The organism is Nocardia mexicana NBRC 108244 (assembly GCF_001613165.1).
In the GTDB taxonomy this organism is placed as follows: Bacteria; Actinomycetota; Actinomycetes; order Mycobacteriales; family Mycobacteriaceae; genus Nocardia; species Nocardia mexicana.
Window position 1 is genome coordinate 1 of sequence record NZ_BDBV01000153.1, and the last position, 14420, is coordinate 14420.

Annotated in this window: 13 protein-coding genes; 9 read left to right on the forward strand and 4 right to left on the reverse strand. The window is 69.7% G+C overall.

The genetic code is table 11. From position 1 onward, the window contains the following. The 6 genes from infB to NM1_RS39920 form a co-directional block, all read left to right on the forward strand. The coding region (gene infB, locus NM1_RS39895) for a translation initiation factor IF-2 (protein ID WP_255286280.1) at positions 1 to 2140 on the forward strand (2140 nt) is incomplete at its 5' end. Positions 2141 to 2209: 69 nt separating this feature from the next. After that, positions 2210 to 2500: a DUF503 domain-containing protein gene (locus tag NM1_RS39900; RefSeq protein WP_068032910.1), complete on the forward strand. Its 291-nt coding sequence runs from the start codon at positions 2210 to 2212 to the stop codon at positions 2498 to 2500. A 24-nt stretch (positions 2501 to 2524) separates the two neighbouring features. Then, complete coding sequence (gene rbfA / locus NM1_RS39905) at positions 2525 to 2962, forward strand: 30S ribosome-binding factor RbfA (protein WP_068032912.1); 438 nt, start codon at positions 2525 to 2527, stop codon at positions 2960 to 2962. Positions 2963 to 3040: 78 nt separating this feature from the next. Continuing rightward, positions 3041 to 4045 carry a DHH family phosphoesterase gene (locus NM1_RS39910; protein ID WP_068032914.1) on the forward strand — a complete coding sequence of 335 codons (1005 nt, stop codon included), beginning with the start codon at positions 3041 to 3043 and terminating at the stop codon, positions 4043 to 4045. 162 nt (positions 4046 to 4207) lie between these two features. Beyond that, entirely contained in the window at positions 4208 to 5623 is a 1416-nt protein-coding gene (locus NM1_RS39915) for an MATE family efflux transporter (protein WP_068032916.1), read from the forward strand. Positions 5624 to 5730: 107 nt separating this feature from the next. Further along, a complete protein-coding gene (locus NM1_RS39920; RefSeq protein ID WP_114699650.1) occupies positions 5731 to 6690 on the forward strand; it encodes a metallophosphoesterase family protein in 960 nt (319 codons plus the stop codon). A 55-nt stretch (positions 6691 to 6745) separates the two neighbouring features. On the opposite strand, the gene NM1_RS39925 is transcribed toward NM1_RS39920, so the two are convergent. Beyond that, complete coding sequence (locus tag NM1_RS39925) at positions 6746 to 7270, reverse strand: GNAT family N-acetyltransferase (RefSeq protein WP_068032920.1); 525 nt, start codon at positions 7268 to 7270, stop codon at positions 6746 to 6748. A 259-nt stretch (positions 7271 to 7529) separates the two neighbouring features. Here NM1_RS39925 and NM1_RS39930 point away from each other — a divergent pair, with 259 nt between their 5' ends. Continuing rightward, a complete protein-coding gene (locus tag NM1_RS39930; RefSeq protein ID WP_068032921.1) occupies positions 7530 to 8600 on the forward strand; it encodes an XdhC family protein in 1071 nt (356 codons plus the stop codon). Positions 8601 to 8726: 126 nt separating this feature from the next. On the opposite strand, the gene NM1_RS39935 is transcribed toward NM1_RS39930, so the two are convergent. The 3 genes from NM1_RS39935 to NM1_RS39945 are packed head-to-tail and all read right to left on the reverse strand — an operon-like array spanning position 8727 to position 12519. Next, positions 8727 to 10973, reverse strand: coding sequence for a xanthine dehydrogenase family protein molybdopterin-binding subunit (locus NM1_RS39935; RefSeq protein ID WP_068032923.1), 2247 nt, complete (start codon positions 10971 to 10973; stop codon positions 8727 to 8729). Further along, on the reverse strand, positions 10970 to 11974 hold the full coding sequence (locus NM1_RS39940; protein WP_068032926.1) for an FAD binding domain-containing protein: 1005 nt from the start codon (positions 11972 to 11974) through the stop codon (positions 10970 to 10972). Before NM1_RS39940 ends, NM1_RS39935 begins: the two co-directional genes overlap by 4 nt. Beyond that, positions 11971 to 12519, reverse strand: coding sequence for a (2Fe-2S)-binding protein (locus NM1_RS39945; RefSeq protein ID WP_084520497.1), 549 nt, complete (start codon positions 12517 to 12519; stop codon positions 11971 to 11973). Before NM1_RS39945 ends, NM1_RS39940 begins: the two co-directional genes overlap by 4 nt. A 289-nt stretch (positions 12520 to 12808) precedes the next feature. Here NM1_RS39945 and npt point away from each other — a divergent pair, with 289 nt between their 5' ends. Together npt and truB are read left to right on the forward strand one after the other, a co-directional pair. After that, positions 12809 to 13474: a 4'-phosphopantetheinyl transferase Npt gene (npt, locus tag NM1_RS39950; RefSeq protein WP_068032933.1), complete on the forward strand. Its 666-nt coding sequence runs from the start codon at positions 12809 to 12811 to the stop codon at positions 13472 to 13474. Further along, complete coding sequence (gene truB, locus NM1_RS39955; protein ID WP_068032928.1) at positions 13474 to 14400, forward strand: tRNA pseudouridine(55) synthase TruB; 927 nt, start codon at positions 13474 to 13476, stop codon at positions 14398 to 14400. The genes npt and truB overlap by 1 nt, the downstream gene beginning before the upstream one ends. Positions 14401 to 14420 lie beyond the last annotated feature (20 nt).

A 14420-nucleotide genomic window follows, 5' to 3' on the forward strand; every position in this document is an offset into this window, starting at 1 on the left:
CGCAGTGAGGACGGCACAGGCAGTCCGGAATTCGAACTGTTTCATGATCGATCCTGAACGCAGTCCCGGCGGCGGTGCCGGTGGCGGTCGTCCCGGTGGCGGCGGCGGTGGCGGTAACTACCGCGGTGGCGGCGGTGGCGCCGGTGCCGGTGCCCCCGCGGCCGGTGGTTTCCGCGGTCGTCCCGGCGGCGGTGGCCGTCCGGGTGGTCCCGGCGGTCGCGGTGGTGCGGCCGGTGCGTTCGGTCGTCCCGGTGGCGCGCCCCGCAAGGGCCGCAAGTCGAAGCGGGCGAAACGCGCCGAGTACGAGAACATGCAGGCCCCGTCGGTCGGTGGCGTGCGGCTGCCCCGCGGCAACGGCGAGATCATTCGCCTGGCCCGCGGCGCCTCGCTGTCGGACTTCGCCGAGAAGATCAACGCCAACCCGGCCTCGCTGGTGCAGGTGCTGTTCAACCTCGGCGAGATGGTGACCGCGACCCAGTCGGTGAACGACGAGATCTTCGAGCTGCTCGGCGGCGAGATGAACTACGTCGTGCACGTGGTCTCGCCCGAGGACGAGGATCGCGAGCTGCTGGAGAGCTTCGACCTCACCTACGGCGAGGACGAGGGCAACGACGAGGACCTGCAGGTCCGTCCGCCGGTGGTGACCGTCATGGGTCACGTCGACCACGGTAAGACCCGACTGCTGGACACCATCCGCAAGACCAACGTCCGCGAGGGCGAGGCCGGCGGCATCACCCAGCACATCGGTGCCTACCAGGTGCTCACGAACGTGAACGACGAGGACCGCCTCATCACCTTCATCGACACCCCGGGTCACGAGGCGTTCACCGCCATGCGTGCCCGCGGTGCGAAGTCGACCGATATCGCGATCCTGGTGGTCGCCGCCGACGACGGCGTCATGCCGCAGACGGTGGAGGCCATCAACCACGCGCAGGCCGCGGACGTGCCGATCGTGGTGGCGGTCAACAAGATCGATAAGGAAGGCGCGAACCCGGAGAAGGTGCGCCAGCAGCTGACCGAGTACAACCTGGTCGCCGAGGAGTACGGCGGCGAGACCATGTTCGTCAACATCTCGGCGCGGCAGGGCACCAACATCGAGAACCTGCTCGAGGCCGTGGTCCTGACCGCGGACGCGGCGCTGGACCTGCGGGCCAACCCGGACATGGACGCGCAGGGTGTCGCCATCGAGGCGCACCTGGACCGCGGCCGCGGCCCGGTGGCCACGGTGCTGGTGCAGCGCGGCACGCTGCGGGTCGGCGACTCGATCGTGGCGGGCGACGCCTACGGCCGCGTGCGCCGCATGGTCGACGAGCACGGCGAGGACGTCACCGAGGCGACGCCGTCGCGTCCGGTGCAGGTCATCGGCTTCACGTCGGTGCCCGGCGCGGGTGACAACCTGCTCGTCGTCGACGAGGACCGGATCGCGCGGCAGATCGCCGACCGGCGCAGCGCGCGCAAGCGCAACGCGCTGGCCGCCCGCAGCCGCAAGCGGATCAGCCTGGAAGATCTGGATGCCGCTCTGAAGGAGACCTCGGAGCTCAACCTGATCATCAAGGGCGACAACTCCGGTACGGTCGAGGCCCTCGAGGAGGCGTTGCTCGGCATCGAGATCAGCGACGAGGTGCGGCTGCGCGTCATCGACCGCGGTGTCGGTGGTGTCACCGAGACCAACGTCAACCTGGCGTCGGCGTCCAACGCGATCATCATCGGGTTCAACGTGCGCGCGGAGGGCAAGGCCAACGAGCTGGCCAACCGCGAGGGCGTGGACATCCGGTACTACTCGGTGATCTACCAGGCCATCGACGAGATCGAGAAGGCCCTCAAGGGCATGCTCAAGCCGATCTACGAGGAGGTCGAGCTGGGTCGCGCCGAGATCCGCGCGATCTTCCGTTCCTCGAAGTTCGGCAACATCGCCGGTTGCATGGTCACCTCGGGGCTGGTCAAGCGCAACGCCAAGGCCCGCCTGCTCCGCGACAACGTGGTGATCGCCGATACGACGATCGAGTCGCTGCGCCGCGAGAAGGACGACGTCATGGAGGCTCGCGAGGGCTTCGAATGCGGTATGACGCTGCGGTACAACGACATCAAGGAAGGCGACATCATCGAGGCCTACGAGCTTCGCGAGAAGCCGCGGGACTAGAGATAGACAGACGCTGCCCCCGGGGATCTCTCCGGGGGCAGCGCTTCGCCGAAAATCAAGAGGTGAGCTTTGTTCGTCGGGGCGCTGGAGTTCGACATTCTGCTCGGCGATGTCCATTCGCTGAAACAGAAGCGTTCCGTCATTCGCCCGGTCCTCGCCGAGCTGCAGCGCTTCGGCGTGTCGGCGGTCGAGGGCGGGGACCACGATCAACACCGCCGCACACAGCTGGGCGTCGCCATGGCCAGCTCCGGGATGGGCCATCTCACAGAGGTGCTGGACCGGTGTGAGCGCCACGTGGCGGCCCGTCCGGAGTTACAGTTGCTGGCAGTGCGCCGCCGGATCTTCGGACCCGAAGACTAGTCACTTACACAAGGAGGGTCGGCCATGGTGGATCAGGCCAGGGCACGCCGGCTCGCGAAGCGGATCGTCAACATCGTCGGCACCGCGATCGAGTACGAAATCAAGGACCCGAGGCTGCGTTTCGTCACCGTCACCGATGCGAAGGTGACCGGCGACCTGCGAGAGGCCACGGTCTACTACACGGTGATGGGCGAGACCATCGACGCCGAACCGGATTTCCCGGGCGTCGCGGCCGGGCTGGAGAAGGCCAAGGGCGTGTTGCGTTCGAAGGTGGGCGCCGCCACCGGCATCAAGTTCACCCCCACGCTGAGTTTCGTCCTGGACACCGTCCCGGACGCGGCGCGGCAGATGGAGGAGTTGCTGGCGCGGGCCCGCGCCTCGGACGAGCAGGTGGCGCAGGTGGCGGCCAACGCGACCCACGCCGGCGACGCCGATCCGTACAAGAGCGACGAGGAAGACTGACCGCTACCGGGCGGTCACGCCGGCGGCCTGTGTAACCCCGCAGGGCCCGATCCCGACGCCAGAGAAGTGAGCTTTGCGATGACAGCTGTAGCGCCGGCGGCAGATCTCGCCGCGGCCGTCGAGATATTGGACGCCGCGCGGTCGGTCACGGTGCTGTGCCATGTGCAGCCCGACGCCGACACCGTCGGCAGCGGCCTGGCACTGGCCCAGGTATTGAATCGGCGCGGGGTCCCGGTGCGGGTGTCGTTCGCCGAACCCGCCGAGTTGCCCGCCTCGATGCGGTCGCTGCCCGGCATCGAGTTCCTGGTGCCGCCGGCGCAGGTGCCGCGCGAGGTGGATCTGCTGGTGGCCGTGGATTGCGGCAGCGCCGGGCGGCTGGGCGCGCTGGCGGACCGGATCGACGGTGCCGCAACGACTCTGGTGCTCGACCATCACCGCTCCAACACTCGGTTCGGCACGGTCAACGTGATCGACGCGACCGCCGAGTCGACCACCAGCCTGCTGGCCCGGGTGTTCGACGCGTGGGGCGAACCGATCGATCGGCCCATCGCCTACTGCCTGTTCGCGGGCCTGGTCACCGACACCGGATGTTTCCGCTGGGCAGGGCCCGGCACACATAAGCTTGCCGAACGGTTGCTGGCAACCGGGATAGACGGCGCCGGGATCACTCGCACGCTGATGGACACCCATCCGTTCGGCTGGCTGCCGATGTTGTCGCGGGTGCTGGGCTCGGCCTGCCTGGAGCCCGCCGCCGCGGGCGGTGTCGGACTGGTCTACGCGTTCGTGCGCCGCGACGATATCGCGGGCCTGCGCTCGGAGGAGGTGGAGAGCGTCATCGACGTCGTCCGCACCACCTCCGAGGCCGCCATCGCCGCGGTCTTCAAGGAATCGCGCAGCACCCCCGGCCTGTGGACGGTCTCGCTCCGCTCACGCGATACGGGGGTGGGGCTGGACGACGGCGTCGACGTCGCGCAGGTCGCCACCCGCCTGGGCGGCGGCGGCCACCGCTACGCGGCGGGGTACACCGCCACCGGCACGCCGGACGACCTGGTCGTGACGCTGCTGGCGGCACTGCGCGCCTGAACGACCGGAGTCGCGCCGGACGACCGCGGAGATCCTCCCGTCCCGCGGTGCGGGCGATTCATCCCATGTTGTCGGTGGGCTGTGCGATGGTGAGGGCGCGACGAGACGATCGGGAGGTGGCGTGGGCGGCAGCGGGGTGGGAGACCATGAGGGTGGTCGGCGATGACGGCGCAGGGCGGCGATAACACGGGCGGTGTGGCCGCCGCGGCGGAGGAGTCGGACGACCCGTCGGATGCGGGGCCGCGGCGGATACTCGGGATCGCGGTGCCGACGCTGGGAGTGCTTGTCGCCGAGCCGATCTACCTGTTGTGGGATATGGCCGTGGTGGGGCGGCTGGGGGCCTTGGCGCTGGCCGGGCTCGCCGTGGGCGGGCTGATACTCGGCCAGGTCAGTACGCAGTTGACGTTCCTCACCTACGGCACCACGGCGCGGTCGGCGCGGCGGTTCGGGGCGGGAGATCGGCGGGGCGCGGTCGAGGAGGGGGTGCAGGCGAGCTGGGCCGCGATCGGGATCGGATTGCTGATCGTCGTCGTGCTGCAGGCGGTTGCGGGCCCGGTCACCGATCTCATCGCGGGCGGGAGCGATATCGCCGAGGCGGCACTGGGGTGGCTGCGGATCGCGCTGTTCGGGGTGCCGCTGATCCTGCTCACGATGGCGGGGAACGGCTGGCTGCGCGGGGTGCAGCAGACTCGGCGGCCGCTGGCGTACGTGGTTGCGGGGCTGGTGATTTCGGCGCTGCTGTGCCCGGTGCTGGTGCACGGCCTGCTCGGCGCGCCGCGGTGGGAGCTGGAGGGTTCGGCCATCGCCAACCTGGTGGGGCAGACGGTGGCGGCCGGGCTGTTCCTGGCGGCACTGGTGCGCCGGTGCCTGCTCCCGCCCGGCGATCCCGACCGGGTCTCGCTGCGGCCGCATCCGGCGATCATGCGGGCACAGCTGGTGCTGGGGCGCGACCTGATCGTGCGCAGCCTCGCCTTCCAGGCGTGCTTCGTCTCGGCGGGTGCGGTGGCGTCGCGGTTCGGCGCGGCCTCGGTGGCGGCGCATCAACTGGTGCTGCAGCTGTGGAACTTCATCGCCCTGACATTGGACTCCCTGGCGATCGCGGCCCAGACGCTCACGGGTGCGGCGCTGGGCGCGGGCAATGTGCCCGGGGCCGAGCGGCTGGCGCGGCGGGTCACCGCGTGGTCGACGCTGTTCGCGGTCGCGCTGGCAGCGTTCTTCGCCGCCGGATACGCCGCCGTCCCGGCGCTGTTCACCACCGACCCGATGGTGATCGACCGGACACACGTCATCTGGTGGTTCTTCGTCGCCCTGATTCCGGCCGCAGGCGTGGTGTTCGCCCTCGACGGTGTGCTCCTCGGCGCCGGTGACGCCGCCTACCTGCGCAATACGACCATGGGCGCGGCCCTGATCGGCTTCCTGCCGGTGATCTGGATGTCGCTGGCGTTCGACTGGGGGATCGCGGGCATCTGGGCGGGTCTGTCCGCCTTCATCGTGCTCCGCCTGGTTGCCGTCAGCGCACGGGCGCTGTCGGGGCGGTGGGCTCGCGTCGGGGCGGAGATCCCGCAGGGGGCCGGGTAGAAAGGGACGGCCGGTCGATCATGGCGGCCGGAGCCGTGGGAATGTGGAGTGGACCGTCGCGGTTGCCGCATGCAGGCGTGACAGGCGAGTAGAGAGGGTTGTGCCTGGTGGTTCCGAAGTTGATGGCCGTGAGTGATATCCATGTCGGGCACCAGGGCAACAAGCCGGTCGTCGAGGAGATTCGGGCGGATTCCCCCGAGGATTGGCTGATCGTCGCGGGTGACGTGGCCGAGAAGTCCGACGACATCCGGTGGGCGCTCGAGATCCTGCGCAAGCGGTTCGCGAAGGTGATCTGGGTGCCGGGCAATCACGAATTGTGGACCACCGCAAAGGATCCCGTGCAGATGCACGGCGCGGCGCGCTACGACTACCTGGTCTCGCTGTGCCGGGACCTGGACGTGCTGACGCCGGAGGATCCGTTCCCGGTGTGGGAGGGCGCCGGGGCCGAGGCGCACGGCGGATCGGTCACGCTCGCACCGCTGTTCGTGCTCTACGACTACTCGTGGCGGCCCGCCGGCGCGACCACGAAGGCCGAGGCGATGACGATCGCCCGCGACCGCAACGTGGTCGCCACGGACGAATTCCTGCTGTCACCGGAGCCGTACGTGACCCGCGACGCGTGGTGTCACGCCCGCGTGCAGTACACCAGGCGCCGTCTCGACGAGCTCGCCCCCGGCACCGCGACGGTGCTGATCAACCACTTCCCGCTGAACCGCGAGCCCACCCGGATGCTGTTCTATCCGGAGTTCTCACTGTGGTGCGGCACGGAGCTGACCGCCGACTGGCACACCCGCTACAACGCCATCTGCTCCGTCTACGGTCACCTGCACATCCCGCGCACCACCTTCTACGACGGCGTCCGCCACGAGGAGGTGTCGCTCGGCTACCCGCGCGAATGGCAGCGCCGCGGCCTGCCCGACAAACTGCTGCGCCAGATCCTGCCCGCCCCCGAATACGGCCCGGACGACCTGAACGAATGGGGCGGCCACTTCAAGATCACCCCCGCCATGCGCGCCGCCGCCGCGGAAATGCGCCGCCAGGCCGACAAGCGCCGCGGCCTGGCCTGATCGACACCAGCGCGGGGCTCGCCTCTCGGCACCCCGACGCGTGGTTCGTCCTCTGTTATCCCGGCGTGTTTTCGGCTGGGAATCGGTGGAGCATGGTGATGCTGGTGGTGCCGACGCGGTTGGTCTTCTCGGAGCCCGGGACAAACTCGAAGCCGAGGCGTTCGTAGAGGCGGCGGGCCGGGTTGGTCTCGCGGACACTCAGGCAGACGCCGTCGTAGCGGGTGCGGGCGTCGTCGAGCAGACGGGTCAGTAGCGCGGTGCCCAGCCCGGTGCCGCGGGCCGACGGCGCGACGCCGATGGCCAGTTCGGGTGTGTGCTCGTCGACGAAGCCGTAGGCGGCGTTATCGCTGGTGAACAGGCGGATCCACGCCGCACCCAGCGGTTCGTCCCGCTCGGAACCGCCGATGACACCCAGATCGTCCGGCCCGCCCCACTTCTCGACGTAGCGCGCGAGCTCCGGCAGCGACCGGAGATCGTCGACGACCATGCCTTGCTCTTCCGCATGCGAAGCCTCGAACAGCATCGACCACAGGAAGGGCTCGTCCGCCGCGGCGGCGGGGCGTAGAAAAGCAGACTCCATGATCACCGACTGTAGGCGGACGCCGCGCCGAGCCGCACCCTGATTCTCCGGTGTGAGCCGGGCACGCTGCGCCCCGCACCCCTTGCACGTCCCCGCACCCCTTGCATGCCGCTGAAAGGGGTGCGGGGTCGAACAGGGTGTGCGGGAAGGAGTGGAGGTCGGCTGGCTGTGGGTGGGTGACGGGGGGCGTGTTCGCTGTGGGGTTGCGGGTTGGGTGGTGTGGGGTGCGGTATTCCGTGGGAGAGGGGATTATGGGGGAATGCGCGAGTTGCTGGGAGGGGTGGTAGACCGGCTCCGGGCGGGGCCCATGGCGCTGGCGCGCGTTGTCGACGTGACCGGTGCCGGGCCTCGGGAGGTCGGGGCGGCGATGGCGGTCACCGGCGAGGGGGAGGTGATCGGGTCGATCTCCGGCGGGTGCGTGGAGGCGGCGGTGGTCGACGCCGCCGCTGGGGTGCTGAGGGATGGGCGAGCGGTGCTGGAACGGTACGGCGTGGCGGATCCGGACGGGATCGCGGTCGGTCTCACCTGCGGCGGGGAAATGGAGGTGTTCATCGAGCGGGCGGGCAGCGAGCGGTCGGCGGATCTGACTGCGCTGCAGCGGGATATACGCCACGAGCGCCCGGTCGCCCTGGTCACTACTCTCGACGAGGCGCCGCGGTGGCACGTGCTGCGGCCCGGCACGGAGGGCGGGCCTCACGGTGTCAGTCGGGACGCCTGGCATGCGGCCCGCGCGGGGCGCACCGGCACGGTCGGCGCCGATGACTGCCAAACCGCGTTCCCGGCACGGGCATTCGTGCACAGCTTCGTTCCGCCCGCCCGGATGATTCTGGCCGGCGCCAACGATTTCGTGCGGGCGCTGAGCCGGCTGGGAGCGCAACTCGGGTACCGGGTGACGGTGGTGGATGCCCGCGAAACCTTCACCACCTCCGCGCGTTTCCCCGCCGCGCACGAGGTGGTGGTGGACTGGCCGCACCGATATCTGCGCCGCGAACACGACTCAGGCCGCCTCGACGCCCGCACGGTCGTCGTGGTCCTCACGCACGACTCCAAGTTCGATGTCCCCACTCTCGCAACAGCTCTCGGGATCGAAGACCTCGCCTTCGTCGGCGCACTCGGCTCCCGCCGCACTCACGCCGACCGCACGGCCCGCCTGGTCGAGGCGGGAGTTCCCCCGGAACGCCTGCGCCACTTGCGAAGTCCGGTGGGCCTGGACCTGAACGCCCGTACTCCCGAGGAAACGGCGGTATCGATCGCCGCCCAGGTACTCGCCGATACCGGCGGCGGATCGGCTCGCCCCCTGATCGAATCAACCGGCGCGATCCACCACTGACCCCGCAATCCGACTTTCCCTGCACCGCGTTCACGGGGTCGCCTCTCGGGCGTTGTTCGGCAACGCACTGGTCGACAGCGGCGATCATCGCCGACCGCTTCGCCGCAACCTCGGTGCGTGTACCTCTCAGAGCAAATGCTCTATGCGGAGGGGGATTTCGCGGATCTGCTGGCCGGTGGCGCGGCGGACGGCGTTGAGGATGGCGGCGGCGGCACCCACCATGCCGAGTTCGCCGAGGCCCTTCACGCCGAGCGGGTTCACGACCGGGTCGTCTACCTCGACGAAGGAGATGTCGACCTCGGGGGCGTCGGCCTGGACGGGCAGCAGGTATTCCAGCAGTGAGGAATTCGCCCATCGCCCGTCCCTCGGGTCGCACAGGGTGCCCTCCATCAGCGCCTGGGACAGGCCCCAGTTCATGCCGCCGAGCACCTGGCTGCGGGCGAGCTTCGCATTGAGCACCCGTCCGGGCGCGAACGCGCCGACCATCCGGCGCACCCGGACCATGCCGAGTTCGGGATCGACCGCCACCTCGGCGAACTGGGCGCCGAAGCTGATCTTGCCGTACGGAATGTCCTGCGCGGGCGGCCGCCAGCTGCCGATCGCCTCCAGGTCGGCGAGATGGTTGCGGCCGAGTACCGCGGCGTATTCGTCGGCGACCGCCGGGTCTGTGCGCACCCGCAGCACGCCCTCGATGCCTTCGATCTCGTCCGGCGAGCGCCCGCGCAGCGGTGATTCCGGATCGCCGACGGCCAGCGAAATCAGCTGTGCGAGGAGGTCGGTGCAGGCGGTGTGCACGGCGGCGCTGATGATTCCGGCGCCCATGGAGCCGACCGCGGCGGCGATATTGGGATACCTGGTGTCGCCGATGTCGACGTGAACCCGATGGAACGGCAGGCCCATGGCGTCACCGGCGACCTGCGCCATGGTGGTCGCGACACCGGTGCCGAAATCCTGCGTACCGGCCTGCACGACCAGCATGCCGTCGGCCAGCAGCCGGGCGTGCGCGCGCTGCGGCTGGCCGGGCAGATACACCGGATATCCGGCGGTGCCCATGCCCCAGCCGATCAGCCAGTGCCCGTCGCGCCGCGCCCCGACCCGCCGGTCCCGTTCGGACCAGCCGAACCTTTCGGTAGCCGCGCGTAGGCATTCGGCGTAACCGTCGGAGCTCCACGGGTTTCCGCTGTCCGGATCGATCGCAGCGTGGTTGCGCAGGCGCAATTCCACAGGGTCCGCGCCGATGTCGTCGGCCAGCTCGTCGACGGCGCACTCCAGGGCCACCATGCCGGACGTCTCGCCCGGGCCGCGCATGAACGTCGGGGTCATGGTGTTGCCGCGCACCAGCCGATATTGCCCGTCCCAGTTGGGTATTCCGTAGGCCTTGCCCGCGACCTCGAGCGACAGCTCCGCCCAGTCGTCGAACTGCGAGGTCACCGAGAGCTTGTGATGCCGCAACCCGGTGAGGATGCCATCCTCGTTGCATACCAGGGTGATTCGCTGCTCCTGCTCCTCGCGCAGACCGGTGCCGTAGAACATCTGCTCGCGATTCAGCACGACCTTCACCGGACGGCCGAGTTCGCGGGCGATGATCGGCGCCAGCGTGACGTGCGGCCACATCATCGCCTTCCCGCCGAAGCCGCCGCCGACATAGTTCGCCACCACGTGCACGTTGGCGGGGGAGATGCCCAGATAGGCGGCGACGGTCTGCTGCGTGGCCGTGATGCCCTGGGTGGCGTCGTAGACGGTGACGGTATCGCCGTCCCAGGCCGCCGCCGTGGCCGAGCATTCGATCGGATTGTGGTGGTTGGCGGCGAAATGGTATGTGGCGTCGAGGGTATGGACCGCGGCGGCCGCTGCGGCGTCGAAGTCGCCGCGGGACTGCCGGGCGGGGACCATATCGCAGAACACCCGGTCCGGCTGGTAGGCCGCGTCGCGGCCGTCGTCGAGCCGCACCACCGCGTCGTTCCGGTCGTAGTCGGCCTCGACGAGTTCGGCCGCGTGCTGCGCCGTCTCGAAGGTATCGGCCACCACCACGGCAATCGGCTGCCCGAAGTAGTGAATCGTATTGTCCTGCATGGGAAAGAACGTCTGCCCCGGTGCCGGGCCGCCGAAGGCGGAGGGGAACACCGGCGGCACCGTGGTCACCGCGGGCAGGTTCTCGTGGGTGAAGACCGCGACGGCACCCGCGGCCAGCGCGGCGGAGGTGTCGATCGACCGCACCGCACCGCTGCCGACGCGGGCGCCGACCAGCACCGCGTGCGCCAGCCCGTGCAGCGGCACCTCGGCGGTGTACTGGGCGCCGCCCGTGACCTTCGCGCGGCCGTCGATTCGATCGAACTCCCGGCCGACCAGGGGCCCGGATACGGTGGCAGTCACGGCACACCTCCCTCGTTGTCGGGCCGGACGGTCTGCAGCGCCCGCACCAGGGTGCGTTGGGCAAGGGTGATCTTGAATCGGTTCATCGGATGCGAATCGTCGGCCGCCTCCAGTTCGGCGGCCGCGGCCGCGGCGAAATTGGTTGTGGTGGCGGGCTTTCCGATGAGCATCGATTCGGCCGTCCGGGCCCGCCAGGGCTTGGTCGCGATCCCGCCCAGGCCGATGCGGACGTCGATGACCGTATCGTCGGCCACGTTCAGCGCCACGGCCGCGGAGGCGAGCGCGAACTCGTAGGACTCCCGATCGCGCACCTTCAGATAGTGCGAGTTGGTGGCGAAGGGCAACGGCGGCACGTCGATTCGGGTGATCAGCTCGTCGGTGCCGATCGGATGCTCCAGATGCGGGGTGTCGCCGGGCGGCAGGAAGAAGTCGTCGAAGGCGACAGTGCGCTCCCCGCGCGGACCCCAGACGGTGACGGTGGCATCCAGGGCCGTCAGCGGAATCGCCACGTCCGACGGGTGGGTCGCGAAGCACTGCGGGCTGGTGCCCAATACCGCGTGGCCGCGGTGGATTCCGTCCAGGGCGGCGCAGCCGGAACCGGGTTCGCGCTTGTTGCAGGCGAATTCGGGTTCCCGGAAGTAGCCGCAGCGCACCTTCTGCATCAGGTTGCCGCCCATGGTGGCCATATTGCGGAGCTGTGCCGAGGCGCCCTTCCACAGCGCCACCGACAGGAACGGATACCGTTCCACCACACCGGGTTCGGCCGCCACCTCGCTCATCTTCGCCAGCGCGCCGATGCGCAGCCCGCCGTCGCCGGTGTGTTCGATCTCGCCCAGTGGTAGCCAGGTGATGTCGACGACGTTGTCCGGGGTCATCGCGCCGATGCGCAACATGTCCACCAGGGTGGTGCCGCCCGCCAGGAACACCGTGTTCGGCCGGGATGCGACGGTGGCGACGGCCTGTTCGGGGCTGTGCGGGCGGGCGTAGGCGATCGGCTTCACGGCAGCTCACCCGCCTGCTCGCGCATGCCGTCGCGGCCGCGGTGCACCGCCTCGCGGATGTTCTGATACGCCGCGCAGCGGCAGATGTTGCCGCTCATCCACTCGGCGATGTCCTCGTCGCGCTCGGCGTGCCCCTCCTCGATACATTTGATCGCCGACATGATCTGCCCGGGCGTACAGTATCCGCACTGGAAGCCGTCGGCCTCGAGAAATGCCTGCTGTACCGGATGCAGCTCGTCATTGTGCGCGACGCCCTCGATGGTGGTGATGTCGCGGCCCTCGGCGGCCAGTGCCAGGGTCAGGCAGGCCAGCACCCGCCGGTTGTCGACCCACACCGTGCACGCACCGCAGCCGCCCTGGTCACACCCTTTCTTGGTGCCGGTGAGATGCAGATGCTCGCGCAGCGCGTCGAGCAGGCTGGTGCGCGGTTCCAGCACCGAGTAGTACTCGTGGCCGTTGATCCGCAGGGTGGTCATGGTGCGCGACGGGCCCAGGAATTCGGCCGGCCGGGTGCCGGTGCGCTGGGCGGACTGATCGATGGTCATACTTCGCCCTCCTGCCTCACCGGCGGCGCGCGCGACGCACGGTGGCGTTTGGTCCGGGACCGCGTGTAGACAAGATCAGCAACATCCTAGCAACGGCCGCGGGATCCTGCCCGCCGAACGTCGAACGCGGATCCGGTCCCCGACCCCGCCCTCCGCTAGTCTCGTGAGGCAGATCGGAAGTTCGAACCAGGAGGCGGTCATCGAGGAGCGGGCGGGACTGGGCGAGGGGCCCGGCGGCGTGGGGCACCAGGACGAGGCCGGACCGGACCGCGGCGGGGCACGGCCACGACTGCTCGGCAGGATTCTGCCCGCCGGGGTGGCCGCCGCCGAGTTGGTGCGATACCCGGAGGACCTGCAGCCGCATCCCGGCGAGGAGCACCTGATCGCGAAGTCGGTGGAGAAGCGCCGCCGCGATTTCATCGGTGCGCGCCACTGCGCTCGGCAGGCACTGGCGGAACTGGGCGAGCCCGCCGTGGCCATCGGCAAGGGCGAGCGCGGGATGCCGCTGTTCCCGCGTGGCGTGGTCGGCAGCCTCACGCACTGCGACGGCTATCGGGCCGCGGCGCTGGCGCACCGGCTGCGCTGGCGTTCGGTGGGCATCGATGCCGAACCGCACGACACCCTGCCCGACGGGGTGCTCGACTCGGTGAGCCTGCCGCCGGAACGCGAGTGGCTGAAGGGCGCGATCCCGGCCACCGGCATGCACCTGGACCGGCTGCTGTTCTGTGCCAAGGAGGCGACCTACAAGGCGTGGTTCCCGCTGACGCTGCGCTGGCTGGGCTTCGAGGACGCACACATCACCTTCACCATCGACGATGACGGCACCGCCGGGACCTTCCACAGCAAACTGCTGGTTCCCGGGCAGACGAACGACGGCGGTGTGCCGCTGACGGCCTTCGACGGACGCTGGCTGATCGACGACGGCCTGATCCTGACCGCGATCGTGGCGGGCTGATGGGCGAGAAGCCTACTCCGCTGGTGAATGCGCTCGGCGGCCTGCTGGTCATCGACAAGGACGGCGGCATGACCAGCCACGACGTCGTGTCCCGATGCCGGAAGCTGTTGCGTACCCGCAAGATCGGGCATGCGGGGACGCTCGATCCGATGGCGACCGGGGTGCTGGTGCTGGGCGTGGAGCGGGCCACCAAGATGCTGGGTCTGCTCAGCCTCACCACCAAGGCGTACGCGGCGACGATCCGGCTCGGGCAGTCGACGGTGACCGACGATGCCGAGGGCGAGGTCGTCGCGACCACTCCGGCCGGGCATATCACCGATGCCGAGATCGCCTCCGGCACTGCGGAACTGACCGGCGACATCGATCAGGTCCCGGCCACGGTCAGCGCGATCAAGGTCGACGGCCGGCGGGCCTACGCCCGCGCCCGCGCGGGAGAGGATGTGCAGCTCGCCGCGCGCCCGGTCACCGTGAGCCGCTTCGATATCCTGGAGCGCCGCGACATCGATACGGGCGCAGCGCCGTTCGTGGATCTCGATGTCGTCGTCGAATGCTCGTCGGGAACCTACATCCGGGCCCTGGCGCGCGATCTGGGCGAAAAGCTCGGCGTCGGAGGACATCTCACCGCCCTGCGCCGCACCCGCGTCGGCCCGTTCACCCTCGAATACGCCCGCACCCTCGACCAGCTGGCCGACAACCCCGCCCTGAACCTCGACATCGATTCCGCCGTGCGCCTGGCCTTCCCGCACCGCACGATCACCGCGGCCGAGGAACAATCCCTGCGCGACGGCCGCTGGCTCGACCCCATCGGCATAACGGGCGTCCACGCGGCCCTCACCCCCGACAACCGCGCCATCGCCCTCCTCGAGGAGAAGGGCAAACGCTCCTCCCCAGCCTTCGTAATCCGCCCCCGCGGCCTCCTCGACTGACCCACCTGCCCGAGCTCGCC

Coding starts and splice junctions, on each gene's coding strand:
- truB (WP_068032928.1), top strand. CDS start 13,474: ATGGGCGAGAAGCCTACTCCGCTGGTGAATGCGCTCGGCGGCCTGCTG.
- NM1_RS39945 (WP_084520497.1), bottom strand. CDS start 12,519: ATGACCATCGATCAGTCCGCCCAGCGCACCGGCACCCGGCCGGCCGAA.
- NM1_RS39930 (WP_068032921.1), top strand. CDS start 7,530: ATGCGCGAGTTGCTGGGAGGGGTGGTAGACCGGCTCCGGGCGGGGCCC.
- rbfA (WP_068032912.1), top strand. CDS start 2,525: ATGGTGGATCAGGCCAGGGCACGCCGGCTCGCGAAGCGGATCGTCAAC.
- NM1_RS39925 (WP_068032920.1), bottom strand. CDS start 7,270: ATGGAGTCTGCTTTTCTACGCCCCGCCGCCGCGGCGGACGAGCCCTTC.
- NM1_RS39915 (WP_068032916.1), top strand. CDS start 4,208: ATGACGGCGCAGGGCGGCGATAACACGGGCGGTGTGGCCGCCGCGGCG.
- NM1_RS39910 (WP_068032914.1), top strand. CDS start 3,041: ATGACAGCTGTAGCGCCGGCGGCAGATCTCGCCGCGGCCGTCGAGATA.